Origin of the sequence: Leclercia sp. M-A074-M, from assembly GCF_965195605.1 — a bacterium.
GTDB lineage: Bacteria > Pseudomonadota > Gammaproteobacteria > Enterobacterales > Enterobacteriaceae > Enterobacter.
This window is the reverse complement of record NZ_CBDAHM010000003.1, coordinates 1-21,177: the sequence shown is the minus strand read 5'-3', so window position 1 is coordinate 21,177 and position 21,177 is coordinate 1. Positions and strand designations below refer to the sequence as shown.

Annotated in this window: 28 protein-coding genes; 11 read left to right on the top strand and 17 right to left on the bottom strand. The window is 54.4% G+C overall.

What is annotated here, in order from left to right; translation table 11 throughout:
* Positions 1-115 precede the first annotated feature (115 nt).
* The 7 genes from flhB (at position 116) to ACOKCT_RS06780 (ending at position 7,916) form a co-directional block, all read left to right on the top strand.
* Entirely contained in the window at positions 116-1,264 is a 1,149-nt protein-coding gene (flhB, locus tag ACOKCT_RS06810) for a flagellar biosynthesis protein FlhB (RefSeq protein WP_159339523.1), read from the top strand.
* Entirely contained in the window at positions 1,257-3,335 is a 2,079-nt protein-coding gene (gene flhA, locus ACOKCT_RS06805) for a flagellar biosynthesis protein FlhA (RefSeq protein WP_103180081.1), read from the top strand. The genes flhB and flhA overlap by 8 nt, the downstream gene beginning before the upstream one ends.
* Positions 3,335-3,727, top strand: a complete 393-nt coding sequence (gene flhE, locus ACOKCT_RS06800; RefSeq protein WP_103180080.1) for a flagellar protein FlhE — start codon at positions 3,335-3,337, stop codon at positions 3,725-3,727. Before flhA ends, flhE begins: the two co-directional genes overlap by 1 nt.
* 198 nt (positions 3,728-3,925) lie before the next feature.
* Positions 3,926-4,375: a hypothetical protein gene (locus ACOKCT_RS06795; protein WP_103180079.1), complete on the top strand. Its 450-nt coding sequence runs from the start codon at positions 3,926-3,928 to the stop codon at positions 4,373-4,375.
* Between the two features lie 41 nt (positions 4,376-4,416).
* A complete protein-coding gene (locus tag ACOKCT_RS06790; RefSeq protein ID WP_180210368.1) occupies positions 4,417-4,929 on the top strand; it encodes a DUF805 domain-containing protein in 513 nt (170 codons plus the stop codon).
* Between the two features lie 259 nt (positions 4,930-5,188).
* Positions 5,189-6,772, top strand: coding sequence for an MFS transporter (locus tag ACOKCT_RS06785; protein WP_159339520.1), 1,584 nt, complete (start codon positions 5,189-5,191; stop codon positions 6,770-6,772).
* Positions 6,773-6,776: 4 nt separating this feature from the next.
* Positions 6,777-7,916: a glycoside hydrolase family 88/105 protein gene (locus tag ACOKCT_RS06780; protein ID WP_420193302.1), complete on the top strand. Its 1,140-nt coding sequence runs from the start codon at positions 6,777-6,779 to the stop codon at positions 7,914-7,916.
* Positions 7,917-8,040: 124 nt separating this feature from the next.
* On the opposite strand, the gene argS is transcribed toward ACOKCT_RS06780, so the two are convergent.
* Positions 8,041-9,774 carry an arginine--tRNA ligase gene (gene argS, locus ACOKCT_RS06775; protein WP_103180075.1) on the bottom strand — a complete coding sequence of 578 codons (1,734 nt, stop codon included), beginning with the start codon at positions 9,772-9,774 and terminating at the stop codon, positions 8,041-8,043.
* 174 nt (positions 9,775-9,948) lie between these two features.
* Here argS and ACOKCT_RS06770 point away from each other — a divergent pair, with 174 nt between their 5' ends.
* On the top strand, positions 9,949-10,509 hold the full coding sequence (locus ACOKCT_RS06770; protein WP_420193402.1) for a VOC family protein: 561 nt from the start codon (positions 9,949-9,951) through the stop codon (positions 10,507-10,509).
* A gap of 84 nt (positions 10,510-10,593) precedes the next feature.
* The gene (gene cutC / locus ACOKCT_RS06765) at positions 10,594-11,337 is read left to right on the top strand and encodes a copper homeostasis protein CutC (RefSeq protein WP_159339519.1); all 744 of its coding nucleotides are present in this window, start codon (positions 10,594-10,596) and stop codon (positions 11,335-11,337) included.
* Between the two features lie 151 nt (positions 11,338-11,488).
* On the opposite strand, the gene cmoB is transcribed toward cutC, so the two are convergent.
* The 16 genes from cmoB to ACOKCT_RS06685 form a co-directional block, all read right to left on the bottom strand.
* Entirely contained in the window at positions 11,489-12,460 is a 972-nt protein-coding gene (gene cmoB, locus ACOKCT_RS06760) for a tRNA 5-methoxyuridine(34)/uridine 5-oxyacetic acid(34) synthase CmoB (RefSeq protein WP_325940885.1), read from the bottom strand.
* On the bottom strand, positions 12,457-13,197 hold the full coding sequence (cmoA, locus tag ACOKCT_RS06755; RefSeq protein ID WP_103180071.1) for a carboxy-S-adenosyl-L-methionine synthase CmoA: 741 nt from the start codon (positions 13,195-13,197) through the stop codon (positions 12,457-12,459). The genes cmoB and cmoA overlap by 4 nt, the downstream gene beginning before the upstream one ends.
* A 40-nt stretch (positions 13,198-13,237) precedes the next feature.
* Positions 13,238-13,633 (bottom strand): MAPEG family protein, encoded by a 396-nt coding sequence (locus tag ACOKCT_RS06750; protein ID WP_103180070.1) that lies wholly within the window; start codon positions 13,631-13,633, stop codon positions 13,238-13,240.
* A 50-nt stretch (positions 13,634-13,683) separates the two neighbouring features.
* Positions 13,684-14,457, bottom strand: coding sequence for a DUF72 domain-containing protein (locus ACOKCT_RS06745; RefSeq protein WP_156654800.1), 774 nt, complete (start codon positions 14,455-14,457; stop codon positions 13,684-13,686).
* Positions 14,436-15,749 (bottom strand): tyrosine-type recombinase/integrase, encoded by a 1,314-nt coding sequence (locus ACOKCT_RS06740; RefSeq protein ID WP_420193301.1) that lies wholly within the window; start codon positions 15,747-15,749, stop codon positions 14,436-14,438. The genes ACOKCT_RS06745 and ACOKCT_RS06740 overlap by 22 nt, the downstream gene beginning before the upstream one ends.
* 55 nt (positions 15,750-15,804) lie before the next feature.
* Complete coding sequence (locus ACOKCT_RS06735) at positions 15,805-16,050, bottom strand: excisionase family protein (protein WP_029591919.1); 246 nt, start codon at positions 16,048-16,050, stop codon at positions 15,805-15,807.
* Entirely contained in the window at positions 16,043-16,465 is a 423-nt protein-coding gene (locus ACOKCT_RS06730) for a hypothetical protein (RefSeq protein ID WP_063135773.1), read from the bottom strand. Before ACOKCT_RS06730 ends, ACOKCT_RS06735 begins: the two co-directional genes overlap by 8 nt.
* A 1-nt stretch (position 16,466) precedes the next feature.
* Positions 16,467-17,315, bottom strand: a complete 849-nt coding sequence (locus tag ACOKCT_RS06725; RefSeq protein WP_219297521.1) for an ORF6N domain-containing protein — start codon at positions 17,313-17,315, stop codon at positions 16,467-16,469.
* Between the two features lie 12 nt (positions 17,316-17,327).
* A complete protein-coding gene (locus ACOKCT_RS06720) occupies positions 17,328-17,834 on the bottom strand; it encodes a hypothetical protein (RefSeq protein ID WP_420193300.1) in 507 nt (168 codons plus the stop codon).
* Positions 17,831-18,049 carry a hypothetical protein gene (locus tag ACOKCT_RS06715; protein WP_420193299.1) on the bottom strand — a complete coding sequence of 73 codons (219 nt, stop codon included), beginning with the start codon at positions 18,047-18,049 and terminating at the stop codon, positions 17,831-17,833. The genes ACOKCT_RS06720 and ACOKCT_RS06715 overlap by 4 nt, the downstream gene beginning before the upstream one ends.
* Positions 18,021-18,263, bottom strand: coding sequence for a hypothetical protein (locus ACOKCT_RS06710; protein ID WP_420193298.1), 243 nt, complete (start codon positions 18,261-18,263; stop codon positions 18,021-18,023). The genes ACOKCT_RS06715 and ACOKCT_RS06710 overlap by 29 nt, the downstream gene beginning before the upstream one ends.
* The gene (locus ACOKCT_RS06705) at positions 18,241-18,621 is read right to left on the bottom strand and encodes a hypothetical protein (protein WP_420193297.1); all 381 of its coding nucleotides are present in this window, start codon (positions 18,619-18,621) and stop codon (positions 18,241-18,243) included. The genes ACOKCT_RS06710 and ACOKCT_RS06705 overlap by 23 nt, the downstream gene beginning before the upstream one ends.
* Positions 18,622-18,846 carry a hypothetical protein gene (locus ACOKCT_RS06700; protein WP_420193296.1) on the bottom strand — a complete coding sequence of 75 codons (225 nt, stop codon included), beginning with the start codon at positions 18,844-18,846 and terminating at the stop codon, positions 18,622-18,624.
* 179 nt (positions 18,847-19,025) lie between these two features.
* Positions 19,026-19,223, bottom strand: coding sequence for a hypothetical protein (locus tag ACOKCT_RS06695; protein WP_219297513.1), 198 nt, complete (start codon positions 19,221-19,223; stop codon positions 19,026-19,028).
* Positions 19,213-19,533, bottom strand: a complete 321-nt coding sequence (locus tag ACOKCT_RS06690; protein WP_420193295.1) for a hypothetical protein — start codon at positions 19,531-19,533, stop codon at positions 19,213-19,215. Before ACOKCT_RS06690 ends, ACOKCT_RS06695 begins: the two co-directional genes overlap by 11 nt.
* 183 nt (positions 19,534-19,716) lie before the next feature.
* The gene (locus tag ACOKCT_RS06685) at positions 19,717-20,406 is read right to left on the bottom strand and encodes an XRE family transcriptional regulator (protein WP_219297509.1); all 690 of its coding nucleotides are present in this window, start codon (positions 20,404-20,406) and stop codon (positions 19,717-19,719) included.
* 119 nt (positions 20,407-20,525) lie between these two features.
* Here ACOKCT_RS06685 and ACOKCT_RS06680 point away from each other — a divergent pair, with 119 nt between their 5' ends.
* Together ACOKCT_RS06680 and ACOKCT_RS06675 are read left to right on the top strand one after the other, a co-directional pair.
* On the top strand, positions 20,526-20,759 hold the full coding sequence (locus tag ACOKCT_RS06680; RefSeq protein ID WP_219297507.1) for a helix-turn-helix domain-containing protein: 234 nt from the start codon (positions 20,526-20,528) through the stop codon (positions 20,757-20,759).
* On the top strand, positions 20,743-21,039 hold the full coding sequence (locus tag ACOKCT_RS06675; protein WP_420193294.1) for a hypothetical protein: 297 nt from the start codon (positions 20,743-20,745) through the stop codon (positions 21,037-21,039). The genes ACOKCT_RS06680 and ACOKCT_RS06675 overlap by 17 nt, the downstream gene beginning before the upstream one ends.
* Positions 21,040-21,177 lie beyond the last annotated feature (138 nt).

Below are 21,177 nucleotides of genomic sequence, written 5' to 3'. Positions count from 1 at the left end.
TCCCTGTCACAGGCGAAAGCCCTAAATCAGCCCTTTTCACGCCCCTAATTAACGCATTGGTCAGGCGCGGCTTTGGCATCATATCGTCCAGACCTCTACCTGCGAGATGCTTGCCGTGGCAGAAGACAGCGACGACAAAACAGAAGCCCCCACACCCCACCGACTTGAAAAAGCGCGTGAGGACGGGCAAATACCCCGATCCCGAGAACTCACCTCGCTGCTGATTTTATTGGTTGGCGTGTGCATTATCTGGATAGGCGGGGAGTCCCTTGCCCGCAGACTGGCCGGCATGCTCTCGGCCGGGTTGCGCTTCGATCACAGCATGGTCAACGACCCTAACCTGATCCTCAGCCAGATTATCTTGCTGATCAAAAGCGCGATGGTCGCGCTGCTGCCGTTAATCACCGGCGTAGTGCTGGTGGCTATCGTATCGCCGGTGATGCTGGGCGGGCTGGTGTTCAGCGGGAAATCGCTGCAGTTTAAATTCTCCAAGCTGAACCCCTTGCCTGGTATCGCGAGAATGTTCTCCGCGCAGACCGCCGCCGAACTGCTAAAGGCGTTGATGAAAGCGACGCTGATGGGCAGCGTGGCGGGATTTTTTATCTGGCATAACTGGCCGGAGATGATGCGCCTGATCAGCGAGTCGCCGTTCACCGCCATGCGCAACGCGCTCAATCTGGTGGGGCTCTGTTCGCTGCTGGTGGTGCTCTCGATTATCCCGATGGTCGGATTTGACGTCTTCTTCCAGATCTACAGCCACATTAAAAAACTGCGCATGTCCCGCCAGGACATCCGGGATGAACATAAGCAGATGGAAGGTGACCCGCACGTCAAAGGGCGTATTCGCCAGATGCAGCGTGCCGCCGCACGTCGCCGGATGATGGAAGATGTACCGAAAGCGGATGTGATTGTTACCAACCCAACCCACTACTCCGTTGCGCTGCAATATGACGAAAACAAAATGAGCGCGCCTAAAGTGGTGGCGAAAGGGGCGGGGCTTATCGCGCTGCGCATCCGCGAAATTGGTAATGAAAACCGTATCCCGATGCTGGAAGCGCCGCCACTGGCGCGTGCGCTCTACCGGCATGCGGAAATAGGACAACAGATCCCGGGCCAGCTCTATGCCGCAGTCGCGGAAGTGCTGGCGTGGGTATGGCAGTTGAAACGCTGGCGTCTTGCCGGTGGTCAACGGCCTGTCAAACCTGAGAATCTCCCGGTGCCTGCCGCGCTGGATTTTATGAACGAGAAGGACTCTGATGGCTAATCTGGTGGCAATGTTGCGCCTCCCCGGCAACCTGAAATCGACTCAATGGCAGATCCTTGCCGGGCCGATCCTCATCCTGCTAATCCTGTCGATGATGGTGTTGCCGCTGCCGGCATTCATCCTCGACCTGCTTTTCACTTTCAACATTGCGCTCTCCATTATGGTGCTGCTGGTGGCGATGTTCACCCAGCGCACCCTGGAGTTCGCCGCGTTTCCGACCATCCTGCTCTTCACCACGCTGCTGCGTCTGGCGCTGAACGTCGCCTCCACCCGTATCATTCTGATGGAAGGGCATACCGGCGGCGCGGCGGCAGGTAAGGTGGTTGAGGCCTTTGGCCACTTCCTGGTCGGCGGCAACTTCGCCATCGGGATCGTGGTGTTTATCATCCTCGTGATCATCAACTTCATGGTTATCACCAAAGGTGCGGGGCGTATCGCAGAAGTTGGCGCGCGTTTCGTCCTGGACGGGATGCCGGGTAAACAGATGGCGATTGACGCCGATCTTAACGCCGGTCTGATTGGCGAAGATGAAGCGAAAAAACGCCGTGCCGAAGTGACCCAGGAAGCGGACTTCTACGGCTCGATGGACGGTGCGAGTAAGTTCGTTCGCGGCGATGCCATTGCCGGTATTCTGATCATGGTGATCAACGTGATCGGCGGCCTGCTGGTGGGCGTGCTGCAACACGGAATGGCTATGGGCCAGGCAGCAGAGAGCTACACGCTGCTGACCATTGGTGACGGTCTGGTCGCCCAGATCCCGGCGCTGGTGATCTCCACCGCAGCCGGTGTGATCGTAACCCGCGTCGCCACCGATCAGGACGTCGGCGAGCAGATGGTCGGGCAGCTGTTCAACAACCCGAACGTGCTGATGCTCTCTGCCGCGGTACTTGGCCTGCTGGGCATGGTGCCGGGAATGCCGAACTTCGTCTTCCTGTTGTTCACCGCCGCACTGCTGGGGCTGGCCTGGTGGCTACGCGGACGCGAAGCCAAACCGAAGAGCGAGCCTGCTCCGGTGAAAATGCCGGAAAACACCCAGGCGGTGGAAGCCACCTGGAACGACGTCCAGCTGGAAGATTCGCTGGGCATGGAAGTGGGCTACCGCCTGATCCCGATGGTCGATTTCCAGCAGGATGGCGAACTGCTGGGGCGTATTCGCAGTATTCGTAAAAAATTCGCCCAGGACATGGGCTTCCTGCCGCCGGTGGTGCATATCCGCGACAACATGGATCTGCCTCCTGCGCGCTATCGCATTCTGATGAAAGGGGTGGAGATCGGCAGCGGAGATGCCTATCCGGGGCGCTGGCTGGCCATTAACCCTGGCACCGCGGCGGGTACGCTGCCGGGTGAACAAACTATCGATCCGGCCTTTGGCCTGGCCGCCATCTGGATCGAAAGTGCCCTGAAAGAGCAGGCGCAGATCCAAGGCTATACCGTGGTGGAAGCCAGTACCGTCGTGGCAACTCATCTTAACCACCTGATTGGTCAGTTCTCCGCAGAGCTGTTCGGCCGCCAGGAGGCGCAGCAGCTGCTGGATCGCGTCACTCAGGAGATGCCGAAGCTCACCGAAGATCTGGTGCCGGGTGTCCTGACCCTGACCACGCTGCACAAGGTGCTGCAAAATCTGCTCGACGAGAAAGTGCCGATCCGCGATATGCGCACCATTCTGGAGACTCTGGCCGAGCATGCACCGCTGCAGAACGATCCGCACGAGCTGACGGCGGTGGTGCGCGTGGCGTTAGGCCGCGCCATCACTCAGCAGTGGTTCCCGGGTACCGGCGAGGTGCAGGTCATTGGACTCGACACGCCGCTTGAGCGTCTGCTGCTGCAGGCGTTGCAGGGCGGCGGCGGGCTGGAGCCGGGGCTGGCGGATCGTCTGCTGGCGCAAACCCAGGAGGCGTTGCAGCGTCAGGAGATGCTGGGGGCGCCACCGGTGCTGCTGGTGAATCACGCCCTGCGTCCGCTGCTCTCGCGCTTCCTGCGCCGCAGCCTGTCGCAGCTGGTCGTGCTGTCGAATATGGAACTGTCGGACAACCGCCATATCCGCATGACCGCCACCATCGGAGGCCAGTAATGCGTAAATTACTCTGGTTACTGGCCCTGCCGCTGATGGCGCAGGCCGCAGGGGAGGGGGCATGGCAGGCCAGCAGTATCGGCCTGACCCTTGCCCACCGTGGCGTGGCGGCTTCGTCACGCCCACTGTCGGCGCAGCAGCCGGTATCGGGCCTGATGACTCTGGTGGCCTGGCGCTATGAGCTGAATGGCCCGACCCCCGCCGGGCTGCGGGTGCGGCTCTGTTCCCAGACGCGCTGTACCGAACTGGATGGGGCCAGCGGCACGACCCATGCGTTCAACAACGTGCCCGCCGTCGAGCCGCTGCGCTTTATCTGGGAAGTCCCCGGCGGTGGTCGCCTCATCCCGGCCCTGAAGGTCCAGCGTAACGAAGTGATTGTGAACTACCGCTAACCCTCTGACTCCATTCCGTTCGCCCGAACGGAATGGGGGTGTCATTCCACAGGCTTCGTTATTTTTCCTGCTCTTCTTGCCCTGTTAATTTTTCCCTCACTCTTTTCATTAAGAGAATAGCTCTGGAAGTCAACATCCGGAGAATATACTCTACGCGCTGAGATAATGTGATATACATATCAATGATGGAACGCAATAATGCAAAAGGGAGCAGGTATGAAATTGAGCTTTCAGCAAGTATGCATCTTTTGGGGGGTTATGGATGTTTTATATCTGGCAACCTATGTCTGGAAGAGTAGTACCCAGGGGCGTATTCCTTTCGTTGATGATATTATCAATTTTAGCGCGCTTTATTCAGAACAGGGTGGCAGCTACTGGCTTCTTATTCTCTTTGTTTTGTCAATGATAACAACCCTGTCCATTGGGTTTTCTGCCCTGTTTCTCCTTACCGCATGGAATAAGGTCGGCTACCTGGTAGCTGCGCAGACCCCTTTGCGCCTGCTGGTGGTTGTGCCGTCTCTCACCTTTTTACCCTGGATTATGAAATGGATTACTCCGGGGAACGTCGCGGTGGCGTTATTTTTATTGCTGATTTCAGAGGCGCTAAAGGTCAGTTCGGTAATCATCTCAGGAAAATTAAATAAATAATGCTTAATCACTCAGGGATATTCTTTTAAAAGGATGAAGGTATGCATAAAAGTATTAAGGATTGTTATTTCGACGGCTGGAAAAAGGCGTTCGTTTATAAGGGGCGAGCGACAAGAAGAGAGTTTTGGTTATTTATCGTCATTAATATAGCGATTGTTCTCTTTATTGCCGCACTGAGTTATTGCTTTCTCATAGCATTGATTGCCGATCGTACCGGCCGCGGGGGAATGATACTGGTGTGGGCCTGGTTTGTCTGGCTTCCGCTCAGGGCGCTTGCCCCGGTAATCTTGCTCGTACCAGTCGTCTCACTGGGTATCCGCCGAATGCACGATGCAGGAAAATCGGGGTGGTGGTTTGGCGGGGCGCTACTCTTCATTCTGCTGATCCTGCCGCTCATTCTGACGGGTATTCATCAGGTTATGCTTATCCCGGTAGATAATCACTCTGCAGAGCAGGTGACGGCGTTCATCACGATTACGCTAAATGTATTAGCGGCTATCTCTATTCTCTGGCTTTGCTGCTTACCAACACAACCCTCTGAACAGACCGTTTAGTGATCGCTTTTTCGCCAGTTATCAGGCTATTCTGATGACTGGCTCGCAAAACTGACCCCTCCTTTTGAAGCAAAAGAAACGCTGTTTTATAAAACAGTGACACGCGTAGTAATTCTCTTTGCATTTTTGCCAGTTGCCGCCTGGCGGTGGCAGAAACAGAAAGGTATCCCGTAAGCGATACTCTTACTGTAACCGTCTAGTCACTCCCGTTGGCGTCGCGTTAACCGGGAGTCATCTAAAACTTACAGGGTCGACGGTAATGAAAACACGTAAAATTGGACTCGCGAACTATCTTGCTTACGGATCGGGTGATTTTCTCGGGGCAGGGACCACAGCGCTGACCGCTGCCTGGCTATTATATTTCTACACCACCTTCTGTGGCCTCACGCCGATTGAGGCTACCTTCATCTTTGCGGCGGCAAGGGTTCTGGATGCCGTCGTCAGTCCGCTGATGGGCTTCCTGACCGATAACTTTGGCACCACCTGGCTTGGCAAACGCTTTGGCCGCCGCAAGTTCTTTATTCTGCTCGGCATCCCCTGCGTCTTCAGCTACTCGCTGATGTGGGTCGGCGATATGGGCTTCTGGTACTACCTGCTGACCTATCTGATCTTCGATATCGTCTACACCATGATCCTGGTTCCATACGAAACGCTGGTGCCGGAGATGACCGACGATTTCAAGCAGAAAACCAAGTTCTCCGGCGCGCGTATCTCTATGGCGCAGATGTCGGCGATTCTGGCCTCGTTCCTGCCGGGTATTCTGTTAACCCACTTTGGTAAAGACAACGCCATCTCCTTCTTCTATGCCAGCCTGGTCTTCTCGGTGCTGTGCGCCCTGATGCTGACCTTCGTCTGGTTCTTCACCTGGGAACGTCCGCGTGAAGAGTGGAGCGAAGCCGCGCTGCGCGCCGAAGAGGAGAAGAAAAAACTGACCCTCGGCCAGAGCCTGAACCGTCTGTTCGTTGAGCTGAGCTCTACCCTGCGGATCAAAATCTTCCGCCAGCACCTGGGGATGTACCTTGGGGGCTACATCGCCCAGGATGTGTTCAACGCCGTCTTTACCTACTACGTGGTCTTTGTGCTGATGCAGGAAGCTTCTATGGCCTCGAATCTGCTGGGCACCATGGCTATCTTCCAGTTCCTGGCCGTTATCGCGATGATCCCGCTCTGCATCCGCTTTGGACCGGCACCGTCGTACCGCATGGTGGTGGTGCTGTTTGGTCTGGCGTCGCTCTCCTATGCCGGTTTGTATTACGCCGGTATGAGCGACATCTACGCGCTGCTGCTGCTGGTCTCTGCCCTGGCGGGTCTGGGTCGCGGTGGGATCAACTATGTGCCGTGGAACACCTACACCTATATCGCTGACGTGGATGAAGTCATCACCGGCCAGCGCCGCGAAGGGATCTTCGCCGGGATCATGACTCTGACCCGTAAAGCGTCCCAGGCGGGAGCCATCATGCTGGTGGGTATCGTCATGCAGATGTCTGGCTTTGTCAGCGGCCAGAAGGTGCAGCCGGAAGGGGTAAGCCACACCATTCTGATGATCCTGAGCGTGGGCACTATCCTGGTGCTGACCTGCGGCTTCCTGGTGTCGCTGCGCTTTAAGCTGAATTTACAGACGCACAGTACGCTGCGTGAAGAGACGGCCAAAATGCGTGAATCTGGCCGCGCGATGCCGGAGGCCGCCACGCCGCAGGCCCGCGCCACGGTTGAGATGCTGGCCGGTATGCCTTACGACTGCCTGTGGGGAAACAACAACATCGGCTATCTGAACCGCAATAAACCCGCTGCACCGTCCCTGAAAGAACGTGCTCCACTGAATTCGACATACAACAGAGGTTAAGATTATGAAGGTTTGGCCTGTCAAACATAGCCCGTTACTGCGTCAGCCAGAGCGTTTTATCGCCAGAGATGAACTGAAAACGCTGATCCAAAACGTGACGCATAACCTGGTGAACATTCACGATAAAACCGGCGAGTTTTTACTGCGGCTGGACGACGGGCGGGTAATCGACACCAAAGGCTGGGCGGGCTGGGAGTGGACTCACGGCGTTGGTCTCTACGGTATCTGGCAGTATTACTGCCAGACCGGGGATGAAGCGATGCGCGATATCATCGACAGCTGGTTTGCCGAGCGTTTTGCCGAAGAGGCCACCACCAAAAACGTCAACACCATGTCGCCGTTTTTGACCCTCGCATATCGCTATGAAGAGACGCGCAACCCGGCCTGGCTGCCGTGGCTGGAGAGCTGGGCGGAGTGGGCGATGAACGAGATGCCGCGCACCGATCACGGCGGTATGCAGCACATCACCCTGGCGGAGGAGAACCACCAGCAGATGTGGGACGACACCCTGATGATGACCGTCCTGCCGCTGGCGAAGATTGGTAAACTGCTCAATAAACCCGACTATGTTGAGGAGGCGGTCTATCAGTTCCTGCTGCACGTGCAGAACCTGATGGATCGGGAGACCGGGCTCTGGTTCCACGGCTGGAACTACGATGGCCACCACAACTTTGCCAACGCCCGCTGGGCGCGCGGCAACAGCTGGCTGACGATCGTTATTCCTGATTTCCTTGAGCTGGTGGATCTGCCAGAAAATAACGCCGTGCGCCGCTATCTGGTGCAGGTGCTGAACGCGCAGATTGCTGCCCTGGCGAAGTGTCAGGATGAGAGCGGCCTGTGGCATACGCTGCTCGACGATCCCAACTCCTATCTTGAGGCCTCAGCCACCGCCGGGTTCAGCTACGGGATCCTGAAAGCGGTACGCAAGCGCTATGTGGGAGCCGAATATGCGGAGGTGGCGGAGAGAGCCATTCGCGGGATCGTGAAGAACATCTCCCCGGAAGGGGAACTGCTGCAAACCTCGTTCGGTACCGGCATGGGCAGCGATCTGGCGTTCTATCGTCAGATCCCGTTGACCTCAATGCCGTATGGTCAGGCGATGGCAATCCTCTGTCTGACGGAGTATCTGCGCAAGTATTTTTGACCACTGCACTCCCCGGTGGCGCTACGCTTACCGGGGCTACAAACACAAAACCCGGCTTGCGCCGGGTTTTGTGTTATTGCGATAACCGGTTGAAGCGCCATCAGGCGTTAACCAGGCACCGATGTTACATACGCTCGACGGTTTCGATACCCAGGGTATCCAGACCCAGCTTCAGGGTCTTCGCCGTCAGCTGCGCCAGCTTCAGGCGACTGTTGCGCACCGCTTCGCTCTCGGCAGAGAGGATAGGGCAGTGCTCGTAGAAGCCGGAGAACAGGCCCGCCAGATCGTACAGGTAGGCACACATCACGTGCGGGGTGCCGTCGCGGGCGACCACGGAGAGCGTCTCTTCGAACTGCAGCAGACGCGCCGCCAGCTGCGCTTCACGATCTTCGGTGATGGTCACCTGCGTCCGGGCCAGTACGCTTTCATCGATGTCAGCCTTACGGAAGACAGACAGCACGCGAGTGTAGGCATACTGCATGTACGGCGCGGTGTTACCTTCGAACGCCAGCATGTTATCCCAGTCGAAAACGTAGTCGGTGGTCCGGTTCTTGGAGAGATCCGCGTATTTCACCGCACCGATGCCGACGGCGTTGGCCAGTTTTTCCAGCTCATCGGCAGGCATATCCGGGTTTTTCTCCGCCACCAGACGGCGGGCACGCTCCAGCGCCTCGTCCAGCAGATCCGCCAGCTTCACGGTGCCGCCCGCACGGGTTTTAAACGGCTTGCCGTCTTTACCCAGCATCATGCCGAACATGTGGTGCTCCAGCGGTACGGAGTCCGGTACATAGCCCGCTTTACGCACGATGGTCCACGCCTGCATCAGGTGCTGGTGCTGACGGGAGTCGATGTAATAGAGGACGCGATCCGCATGCAGGGTTTCGTAGCGGTATTTCGCGCAGGCGATATCGGTGGTGGTGTAGAGGAAGCCGCCATCCTTTTTCTGGATGATGACGCCCATCGGTTCGCCTTCCTTGTTTTTGTACTCATCAAGGAACACCACCGTCGCGCCTTCGCTTTCGACCGCCAGGCCTTTGGCCTTCAGATCGGCCACGATACCGGCCAGCATTGGGTTATAAAGGCTTTCACCCATCACGTCCTTACGGGTCAGGGTGACGTTCAGGCGGTCATAGGTGATCTGGTTCTGGGACATGGTGATGTCCACCAGCTTGCGCCACATCTCAAGGAAGTACGCATCGCCGCCCTGCAGTTTCACCACGTAGCTACGGGCGCGCTCGGCAAAGGCTTCATCTTCGTCGTAGTGCTTTTTCGCATCGCGGTAGAAGCCTTCGAGGTCCGCCAGGGCCATTTCACCGGCATTTTCCTGCTGCTGCTTTTCCAGCCAGGCGATCAGCATCCCGAACTGGGTGCCCCAGTCGCCGACGTGGTTCGCGCGGATTACGTTGTGGCCGAGGAACTCCAGGGTGCGTACCGCGGCATCACCGATGATGGTGGAGCGCAGATGGCCGACGTGCATCTCTTTCGCCACGTTCGGGGCAGAGTAGTCAACGACGATGGTCTGAGGCTGCGGCTGCGCCACACCCAGACGATCGGACTGCAACGCGGCATCGACGTTCTGCGCCAGGAAGGCAGGATCGAGGAAAATGTTGATAAAGCCCGGTCCGGCGATTTCGGTTTTGCTGGCGATACCGCTGAGATCCAGATGGGACAGAACCTGCTCTGCGAGTTGTCGTGGCGCCATGCCCAGTTTTTTCGCTACGGCCATCACGCCATTAGCCTGATAGTCGCCAAACTGTACTTTCGCGGACTGACGAACCTGCGGTTCACAGTCTGCAGGTGCGCCTGCAGCAATCAGTGCCTGACTGACTTTTTCTGAGAGAAGAGCCTGAATATTCACCGGGATACCTTACATTTTTGACGCGCGCATCACGTTGCCGCGCCCGTTAACGAATTTAGGCCGGGAGTATACTGCAATTGCCCGTTGCCGTCAGCACTGGCTCAAAACAGCGGTTGGTCGCAGGCCAGCAACAGAGTAAATTAACGCTTTTGCATGACGATAAGAGTACTGATGATGGCGAACTGGCAATCTATTGACGACCTGCAGGATATTGCAGCCGATTTACCGCGTTTCACTGACGCCTTTGCGGCGCTTTCCGCTCGCCTGGGTCTGGATATCGCTCCGCTCGCGGCGGACCACATCTCCCTGCGCTGCCATCAGAATGCCACGGCGGAGCGCTGGTGGCGAGGGTTTGAGCAGTGCGGCGAACTGCTCTCGGAGAACATCATCAATGGCCGTCCTATCTGCCTCTTTAAGCTGCATGAACCCGTCTGCGTCGCCCACTGGCGCTTTACAGTGGTTGAACTGCCGTGGCCGGGTGAAAAACGCTACCCCCACGAAGGCTGGGAGCATATTGAGATCGTCCTCCCCGGCGACCCGGATACCCTGAATGCCCGCGCCCTGGCGCTGCTCTCTGATGAGGGCTTAAGCCAGCCTGGCATTTTTGTGAAAACCAGCTCGCCAAAAGGGGAGCGCGAGCGACTGCCAAATCCGACCCTGGCGGTTACCGACGGCAGCGTGACGGTGAAGTTTCACCCCTGGACAATCGAAGAGATTGTCGCCAGCGAACAATAAAGCGAAAGAGTTGTGAGGTAACGCCGTGTCGCGGGGAAAGCGGCATGGCATGATGCAAAACCCAACAGGTTATAAGGAGATTTCGTGGCATTGCTGGAGATCTGTTGTTACAGCATGGCGTGCGCCGTGACCGCGCAAGCGCATGGCGCCGATCGTATTGAACTCTGTGCCGCTCCGAAAGAGGGCGGGCTGACCCCCTCTTATGGGGTGCTGAAATCGGTGCGTCAGGCGGTGAGCATTCCGGTTCACCCGATTATTCGACCCCGCGGCGGGGACTTTTGCTACAGCAGCGGCGAATTTAACGCCATGCTGGAGGATATCGCCCTCGTTAAGGCGCTGGGTTTCCCGGGGCTGGTCATCGGCCTGCTGAATGAAGATGGTCATATCGATATGCCGCGCATGCGCCAGATTATGGCTGCTGCAAAGGGAATGGCGGTAACTTTTCATCGCGCCTTCGATATGTGTGTAAATCCGCGGCAAGCCTTTGAAAACCTCGCGGAACTGGGGGTTGCGCGCGTGCTGACTTCGGGTCAACACGCCTCCGCCGAAAAAGGTATTTCATTAATTAAGGAACTAAAAGCCCAATCAGGTGTTCCAATAATAATGGCGGGTGCTGGCGTTCGCGCCGCCAATCTGGAGACGTTTTTGCGGGCAGGGGTGGAAGAGTTGCACAGCTCAGCAGGGAAGTGGCTACCGTCACCCATGCGCTATCGCAACACAGGCTTGTCGATGTCGACGGATGCCGACGCGGATGAATATTCCCGCTACGGCGTCGAGGGAGAGTCGGTTGCAGAGATGAAGGCGATAATTGCACGCTATTGTCGCTAAAACAGTTTTTACCGCGCATCATGTCGCCCAATATGATGCTTGTTTGTACCAGGCCCCTGCAATTTCAACAGGGGTCTTTTTTTATGCATTTTCCGGCGACACGGCACCGTTTTTGTAGGCCGGGTAAGGCGCAGCCGCCACCCGGCATAAATTACGGCTTGGTAGCAATCAACACTGCGCGAACCGGAGCCGGATAACCCTCAATCGTTTTGCTGCTGTCATTCGGATCGAGGAACTCGGCCAGAGATTCGGTGGTCATCCACTCGGTGCGGCGCTGTTCGTCGGTAGTGGTAGGGCAGACATCCGCGATGCGGATATCGACAAAACCGCACTTCGCCAGCCAGTTTTTCAGCGCCAGCGCCGACGGAATAAAGTAGACGTTACGCATCTGGGCATAGCGATCCCCTGGCACCAGCACGGTATTCTCATCCCCTTCCACCACCAGCGTCTCCAGCACCAGCTCACCGCCGTCGACCAGCTGATCTTTCAGCTGCCAGAGGTGTTCCAGCGGGGAGCGGCGATGGTAAAGCACGCCCATCGAGAAGACGGTGTCGAACGCGGCCAGCGCCGGGAGTTGCTCAATCCCCAGCGGCAGCAGGTGCGCGCGCTGGTCGTTGCCAAGCAGTTTGCGCACCGCTTCGAACTGGCAGAGGAACAGCTGGGTCGGATCGATGCCTACCGCCAGATGGGCGCCTGCGCCAATCATGCGCCACATGTGATAGCCGCTGCCGCAGCCGACATCCAGAATGGTGCGTCCGGTTAAATCAGAGAGGTGCGGCAGCACGCGCTCCCACTTCCAGTCTGAACGCCATTCGGTATCGATCTGCATGCCGTAGAGAGAAAACGGCCCTTTGCGCCACGGCATCAGGTTGCGCATCAGGTTTTCGAGACGCAGCATCTGGCCTTCGCTCAGCGGCTGTTCGCTCTCGGCGGTAACGCTGTGCAGCAGGTCGAGCTTATAGGGCGTCATCTCCGGCAGGAATTCCACCGCATTTTTCCACTGCTTAAACTGCCCGTGCAGGGATTCACGCTGCCAGGCGGCGATCTGCGCGGGCAGGGTTTCCAGCCAGTGGGAGAGGTGGTTTTTGGCAATCAGCTGATAAAAATTACCGAAATCAATCATGCGTTACCGCCTTTCAGCGCCACCAGTGAGCCAAAGTTGAAGCACTGGAACCACAGCTCGCTGTGCGGGAATCCAGCCTTGTGCAGACGGGCTTTGTGAGTCTCAACCGAATCGGTCAGCATCACATTTTCCAGCATGCTGCGCTTCTGGCTGATCTCCAGCTCGCTGTAGCCGTTGGCACGTTTGAAATCGTGGTGCATGTTGAACAGCAGTTCGCCGACGGTGGCATCTTCGAAACTGAATTTTTCCGACAGCACCAGGGCGCCGCCAGGGTTCAGCCCCTGATAAATTTTGTCCAGCAATAGCTGACGGTCTTCGGGCACCAGGAATTGCAGGGTAAAATTCAGCACCACCATCGAGGCGTTTTTAATCTCGATATGGCGGATATCGCCTTCGACCACTTCTACCGGGGTCGGGGCTTTCCAGGCGTCAATATGGCGCCGGCAGCGTTCAACCATGGCCGGTGAGTTGTCGACGGCGATAATTTTGCAACCGTCGTGCTTAATATTACGACGAACCGACAGCGTGGCTGCGCCCAGCGAACATCCCAGATCGTAGACCTGCGTGTCCGGCTGAACAAAACGTTCCGCCAGCATGCCGATCATGGAGATGATATTAGAGTAGCCGGGGACCGAGCGCTGGATCATATCCGGGAAGACTTCAGCCACCCGTTCATCAAAGGTCCAGTCGCCCAGACTGGCGATAGGCGCAGAAAAAAGCGTGTCGCGATCTGACATAACGTAAAAATCCGGGATAAATAAAGGGGCGTATTGTGCGCTAATGCAGTGAGAAAACCAACTCCCAGGGCATATACCACAGGTTAGCCAGCACCATTAGCACAAGCGAACACCAGGTCGCGCTCATGCCGGAGCGGCGCCAGCGGAACAGACGCTGATGGAGACCATAGTAGTGCATCAGGCGCCCAAGGATCAGCAGCAGGCCGCAGACGTGCACCATCCAGGTCTCTGCGCCATTCATTTCCATAAATAACAGCAAGATCAGTGCCGCCGGGAGATATTCCACCGCATTGCCATGAATGCGGATTGCGGTTTGCAACTCAGAGAAACCTCCGTCGCCATAAGAGACGCGGTACAACATCCGCAGGCGCGCAATATCGAACGAAAACTTGATTAACAGCAACGCACCCAGTACCGCATACAGCGCGCAAACCATACAAACTCCCTGTTTTTTGGCAGATGGCACTTCTATGATAGGGGGTGAGCTCAGAAAAGAGAAGATTGCTGCGGAATTGCGGGGGCGTCGCCGATGGACGGTGCCACGGCCTGCAAGGCGTGCCAGAGAGCATCGACCAGTTGTGGCGCCTGGGCGATATCAGGGGTATGCAAAAAAAGATATGGCGTGGCGGTCTGTTCCCACTTCGCCAGAGTCTGTAACCAGACAGCAAACAGCGCCTGGTTTTGCGGCATGTTGTCGCTACCGATAAAACGCACCATCGGATTGCTGGCGGTCATCACCGCATGTACCGGCACCTTCGGTTTTTTACGCTGGGCGTCGATGATGGCCTCGTTATGCGGCACGGCGGCGTGGACCGGGCGGCTGTCGAGAACGGTGCGATTGACGCCGCGCTCATGCAGACCGCGGTTAAGCGCTTTCTCCGCCTCGCCTTTCATGAAGAATTCAGGATGACGAACCTCAACTCCATAAGTGAACTCCCGGGGCAGGGCATCGAGAAACTGCCATAGCGCGGGCAGATCGCGTGGGCCAAAAGTGGCGGGGAGCTGCACCCAGTACTGGCCAATACGGTTGGCCAGCGGCGCCAGGCGGGTAAAAAATTCTGCGGTTAAATCGTCACAGTTACGCAGCGCAGCCTGATGGGAGATGGTAGCCGGGAATTTAAAGCAGAAGCGAAAGTCGTCGTCGGTCTGCTCCCGCCAGCGCGCCACCACTTCAGGTTTAGGCAGGGCATAGAGCGTGGTGTTACCTTCCACGCAATTAACATGTCGGGCATTCGTATTTAACTTACTGATTTCAATAATACTCTGGTGCTGCTTTGCAGGCTTTGGGGCATCTGTGGGGCAAAACTCGCAAGCCTCTGATTCAGCATCGCGATCTGCTCACTGCTGCTGTCAGCCATCCACGCCCCGTACACATTGAAGACCATCTGGGCGCTCGCATGGCCCATCTGGCTGGCAATGAAGCTGGGGTTAGCGCCAGCTGACAGTGACCAGCACGCATACGTATGACGCGACTGATAAGCTTTCCTGTGCCTTATCCCTGCTCGCTTCTCCGCTGCATCCCACAAATCACCTATCGAGTCGACTTTGTAGATGAACCCGACATGCTGACATCTTCTGACCAGTTGAGGGTTGAAAACAAATGTACAGTCGTGGCTCTCCGTTCTGCCGTACTCGCGCAGCTGCACATCAATGTGATGCTGCTTTCCAAGCCTGGTCATTTCCGCCTGATTCCTCAGGACGCTGATCGCGGGCTGGATAAGGTGTATGACCCTGTTTGTACTCGCCTCAGTTTTCGGTAGAGTGAATTCGCCCAGTTTTGTATAATTACGCCTGATTGTTATTGTTCCAGCTTCAAGATCGATATCCTCCCAGGCCAGGGAGGTCAGCTCCCCGTGACGTACCCCTGTGTAAACTGCAAGTGACCACAGGTTTTTCGTCTGCTGATGCCGGCATGCATCGATCAGGCGAATAAATTCGTCACGAGTTAGCGGATCTGGCTCTGCCCTGGCTTTTTTAAGAGGTTTCATCCCCTCGAAGGGGTTTGCCTCTACGTAGCCGTGATCTGCGGCAAACTGAAACATTCCGGCAATGGTTGTCATGTAATAATTCACGGTGACAACACTTCGCCCCTTCGCCGGGGCCTTTCCCTTCACTGGCGTCTGGTGACCGGTCAGCAAATCTTTCCTGATATACAGCAGCTCCTCTTTGGTCACTGCTGACACCAGCCGATTTCCCCCGATCCTGGGCACCACGTTCCTTGCGACTGACTCATAACGGTTGAGTGCGTTCGCGCAGATTTCCATCCTCTTCAGATCCAGCCACTTTTCTGCAAGCTCTGACACTGTAATTTCTTTTTTACCCACCCCAAAAGTCTTGAGGTTAGGGGAATCCGGAAACTGTGCCGCATACTCAAATGTGCCTGTACGGATGGCAAAACATACCGACGTCCGCAGTTCCCCGGCGATCTTCCTGTTCTTAGCGGTGTCAGGGACACCGAGACTTTCCCTGACACGCTTACCTTTAAAATTAAACCAGATGCGCAATGTGCCACCGTGGTTTTCGACGCCTGTTGGATATGTGACTTTATCCATGAACTCCTCCAGACGCCCAAGAGCGATATGAGATTACCTTTTTCATGGCATCAAATCACCCTGGCTGTTTGTTTTTCATCGAGGCGACCCATGCATCAACCGCTTTCCGGTTATACATGCACTCGCTGGAGGGTTTCGGGTTTCCGTCCGGTGAGACGTGCACGTATTCCCGCCCGACCATCCAGCACTCCTTTCTGGCCCGGAGGATGGTTCCAGGCTTGAGCCCGGTGACCGCGATCAGCACCTTTTCGCTTACCCAATCATTCGGGACCAGCAAAACGACATCGGCAGTATCACGCATTAGTACCCTCCATCTTCTTCTCGACGCAGTTTTCCCAACCACCGCAGCTGTTGACCATTTCTCCCAACCTCGAGAAACAGGCGTTCATCCAGCGCAACCCGCGAGGCGTTAGTGATGGCACGGTTCCCCAGTCAATGAAGTCCGAATTTTTTCGACCCATATAGCGGATAAGGTCAAGCATGTTGATGTAATGCGCGCGGCGGCGATCTAAATCCCAGCTCTTTTCTTCCAGATACGAGTCGATAAAACCCCGCAGCGCTGGCTGGTCTAGCGAAATATCACCGTACTGGTGGCGATATACCGGGCGACGGTGCAGGCTGACCAGATGGAACAGGTAGGCATCACACACCCATGTCAGCGCCTGCTGGTGGGCTTCCTCCAGTGAGCCAGCGGGATACCAGAATTGCTTATTCATACTAGCGCCCCTCAGGGGTATAAATCGCTTTATCGTGGAGGTACGCGCCATTCCAGGTCTTTTTCATTGGCAGCTCACCTTTCATGTACAGCTGATACAGGCGGTGGCAGCCTTTCTCCAGCAGCACTGGCGTAAACTTCGTGAAAGCATCCTTGCCGTGCGGCGTGATCTGCGTCTGGTCTTCGGTCAGATATTTATCACGGGCGTAGGAGGCAACGCGCCAGCGTGGGTCTTTTTCTGGATCGCGCTGCTCGTTGAAAACCCAGTCACGCTCGGACGCCCACCACATCATTTTGTTGATGTTGACGCCGTTCAGCGCCTTGCAGAATGCCGGGATCGTCATGCCTTTGGTGAAGTGCTTCTCCAGACTCTCGACGGTGGCACTGAGCGTTTTGTTTTCCAGCGCAGCGGCTTCGGCTCGTTCTTCAGCCTCGATAACCATCAGCGCCAGCTCTTTACGGCTGACTGGCAGGGCAATTGCGTCACGCTGTGTGAAGTAAAACTCCACCAGGTCTTCGTGGTAACCCCATGCCTGATCAGTTTCCAGCATTTTTGCGTGATTGGCTGCGCCACGCTCGGTCCAGAGAATCAACTGACTCGTATATTTACTAACCAACCCTCTTAAAGAGGGGAGCCTTTTGAACTCCTGCAATTCAGCACCTTCCACTTTGAAGAAGTGCTTACCCTCAACGAAACGCGATTCGTTGCGAGAAAAGTTATTTGTGAGCATTTTCTCCGTTGCACCGTAACCCACTGCCATTTGCTCGGTGGTCACTACGCGCAGGCCGCGATACTCGATGATCTGCAAGTCACGGGCCGCTACTGGTGCTAATTCTGCTTTCATTGCCATCTTCATTGCTCCTTAATGCAAAACGTGGTTGGCTGGCATTGTTTTACCGGTGCGCAACTGGGCAGCGAGATCTACAAATATCTCGTCGAGAAACTCTGCGAACCACGAATGACCGACTTCTTTCAGGCGCTGATCGTTGGCGTAGTAGAACTGGTAAACCGCCAGATAGCGTTCCTTAGGCTTGTGCTCGATCAGTGCGCATTCCACATGCTTAATCAGCAGATTTTCAATAAGTTCCCGGGTTAAGCCGAAAGTAAACTCCTCGGTTTTAAACTGGTATTGCCCATCACGGAGTCCCCAGCGGTTTTCGCAGCTGATGAGATAAAGCAGGGCGACCGTACCGCGCATGGACTGGACGACGGTTTGAGCCCACTCATGCTGCTCTTCTAACGTAAGGGAGCCTTTGCCATAGCGGTTTTCGTCAAGCATCCAACCAGGAATCGTTACGTCGGATTGCTTCTGGATTTCCTTCAGGCGAGCAACAAGCTGCTTCACGTTTTCTTTTTCATGGTCGGTCATTTATCTTTCTCCCGGTTATAGGTTTCATGGCTCATTACTTCCCAGCTCTTGCCGCCATCGCGTGAAAGCAGCCGCCAGCGGTGATTAACCTTCAGGCTCAGATTCCCGGAGCCGATCATGCGGCAGGGGTGAATCCTCCTCGCTCTGAACTGGCGCAACACGTGAGCCGCTTTGAGGTGAACCCACTCAGGAATTCGAATTGCAGTCAGCGTCACTTTTCGCCTCCGCGAGCCGCAGCTCCATGTCGCGAGCCATTTCAATAAACGTGTCCAAAGTGCAAATGTGCTCGTCGGGAGATAACCGCCGATCACACTTCACCTGCCCGTTTTCGATGTAGAGAACGACGCGACCAGTGAAGTCAGGCAGAACATGCAGATCGATATTCAGAACCGGGCGGCAACCCGGTTTAGCGTTTTGCTGACTTAACATGCTGACCCTCCGCTAATGCTGGTCTGTGCTTTTTGGCAAAATCCACCAGCTCCTTAATGAGATCGTCGATTAACTCTTTACCGCTTTCTGTCAGGAACTCGCCGCGGCCATTCACATCTACGGCGCTGCTATAAATTCCCCTGACCGCCTTAACCCCTTCGATGTTCCCGAACTCGCCCACGGCCTGTTTTTCAAATCGACTCAATAGGCCATCGAGAAGAATCTCTGTTAATTCGATTGTTTTTATTTCGCCTTTGGGCTGATTAATAATGATGCAATTGCTACCTGTCTTACGCAGGTGGCGGAGCAATGCTGCTTTAAGAATTCGACGCCGATATGTTTCGATTAATTTATCCATCTAAATAATCCTTCTTTGCGCGTCTTCATTCGCCAGTACAATTTTCTCCTCTGTTTCGGTCCAGGAATAAACAGAGCCAGCGAGGTCATAAGCCAGACCTAAAAGGCCATCAAGCTGGTAGCAATCGAAATCCTTATGATGGGCGTGGATGGTTTGCATAAGGAAATTGAGCTGTTCTGCTTTAACATTCAGTGTCTGAATATCTTGCCGTTGTTGAGTGGACATAAATTATCTCCCATATGCTTTCTTTAAAAAGAGATTGGCGATGTGCCAATATCCGGCGCTGCGCATTAATTGCGCTGTTTTATAAGCGGATTTATTTACCATAATAAAAACCCATTAAAAGGATGTAATATTCTCCAGCGATTAAACTGTATTTATTACAGGTTAAATTAAAGGGGTGGTTATTTGCTTTTAACTTTAACTGCCTGCTCTTCAATCAACCAGGCGCATACATCACCTGTGAGTCTGCGCAGTAGCGAGGCAATAGCTATCACTTCGGAATCAGCCATTCGGTCAGGATAAGACTCCATCATTCGACAAATAATTTCCGCTTGATGCGCACGCTCTGTTACTTGCTCTAATGAAATTTCATGCGCCATGATTTGCATCCTTTAATCCAGAAAGATATGCAGCTGTATGGGATATTTTATTTGTCGCAACACCCAATTCAGCAAGGTCAGCGATAATACTGGTGAGGTTGAGGATTTTATCTTTATTGATAATTTCCTCTTCTGATAAAGTAAAAATACTTAAGCTCAGATGGTTTATTGCTTCAAAAATAGAGATGGTTTTGCTATCACAATCAGAAGCAATTTCACCATAGTTAATATGAGAACAATTTTTGCTGTATCGAAAATCTTCGATATCAACTAACTGGAAAAACTTCTCAGTAGTTGGCTGGCTGGTCATTTAGTTAGCTCCGATGTTTGCCGATGAAATAAGCATACGATCACCAAAATTGTCTGTCAAACATATTTATGCGTGGCAAACATATTTCAGGTCTAACCAACTGTTTTCCTGACTTTAAAAGATATGTTTCAAAAGCAAAAAAAAAGAGCCCAAAGGCTCTTTAGTATGTGCGGGAATGAAGAGTTACGCGTGGCGTCGGAACTGTTGTGATTGGCTTAAAAGTACCTTTCCGCAAACGTGAAGCATGTCCATTTCTTCATCAGTGATCTGCCATTCTCTGTACAGTGGGTTATCTGAGAGCACATGGAGTTGAGTCTTGATTTTCTGAAGGCGCTTAACAAATAGATCGCCACTAAAATCAAAAACATATATGCCATCACCATCGAAATGGTTTACACCAACGTCAACAAAAATGAGATCACCAGGCTCGATTGTGCCCTGCATGCTATCGCCGCGAACGTTAATGAGCTTGACCTGATTTGCGGGTCTGTGGCCAAAGAGATTTCTCGCCTCTTCGGTAACGTACTCTATCGAACTAATAACTTCGATGAAGTCACGGGTAGAGTTGCCATTGCCTGCACTTGCAGAAACGTCCATCACATCAACTCGATACACGTCCCTTCTCCTTTCCGGTGAAAGTGAATTGATACTGTATGTATCTACAGTATCTTTTTTATCTTGGAAAGAGAATAGTTCAGAGAGTGGAACTTCTAACGCCTCGGCAATCTTTTTGAGGCTGGCTTCACTGTAGCCCTGCATGCCTCTTTCAAGCCGAGAAATATTGCCGACATCCCAGTCAGTCAGGGACGCCAGCTGGTTTATAGTCATTTTTTTTGCTTTTCGCAGCTCTCTAATGCGTTGCCCTACGTTCATCGAAGCACCCCCGCCAAATGTTATTTAATTTGTATTTTATACATAATTTTGCAACTCACACAACTCAACTTGCATAATATGTTTGTCACGCATATTATGTCTAAAACACATATGGAGTTATGCGCATGTTTACTACACCACTACGCAAAGCTCGCCTCAAAGCAAAGATGACCATTCAGGAGGTTGCATCATCCATTAAGTGCGACCCCGGTAATCTTAGTCGAATGGAGCGAGGTATACAGAGGCCATCTGCGGAAGTTGCTGAGAAGTTGGCCAAATTGTTCAGCGCGGAACTGACAGAGATTCAGATTCTTTATCCCGAAAGGTTTAGCTCTGATGGATATCACCCGTAATGAGCACCTGGTCATGCCTGACAACCATAGCCAGGCAGATTCGGATTGGATTAGGCAGCAATTATTAATCCTGACGCCAGCAGTACGGCAAAAAGCCATTCAACGCTATGCAGATGTGTATCAGGAAACGTTTGAAGCCGAGCCCGTTTCATACCGCAAGGAGAACCGGGCAAGGCATGAAGCAAACACACGGCTTCGCCTGTTCGTAAGGAATCAAGGCAGGGCATTACAGGGATATACCGCCGAACCGCCCCTGGCTGGAACGCAAGCGCGTTCTTGATTACTTCGGGTTTAAAGGTACCCGAACAGAAGCAGGCTTAAAGGTGCCTGTTTAGGTCGGCAACCAACTGACCCAAATCCTCATATGTACTAGGGAAGTAGTACGTTTTTATGGGGAAGAGGGAAAGGGGGGTAAGGG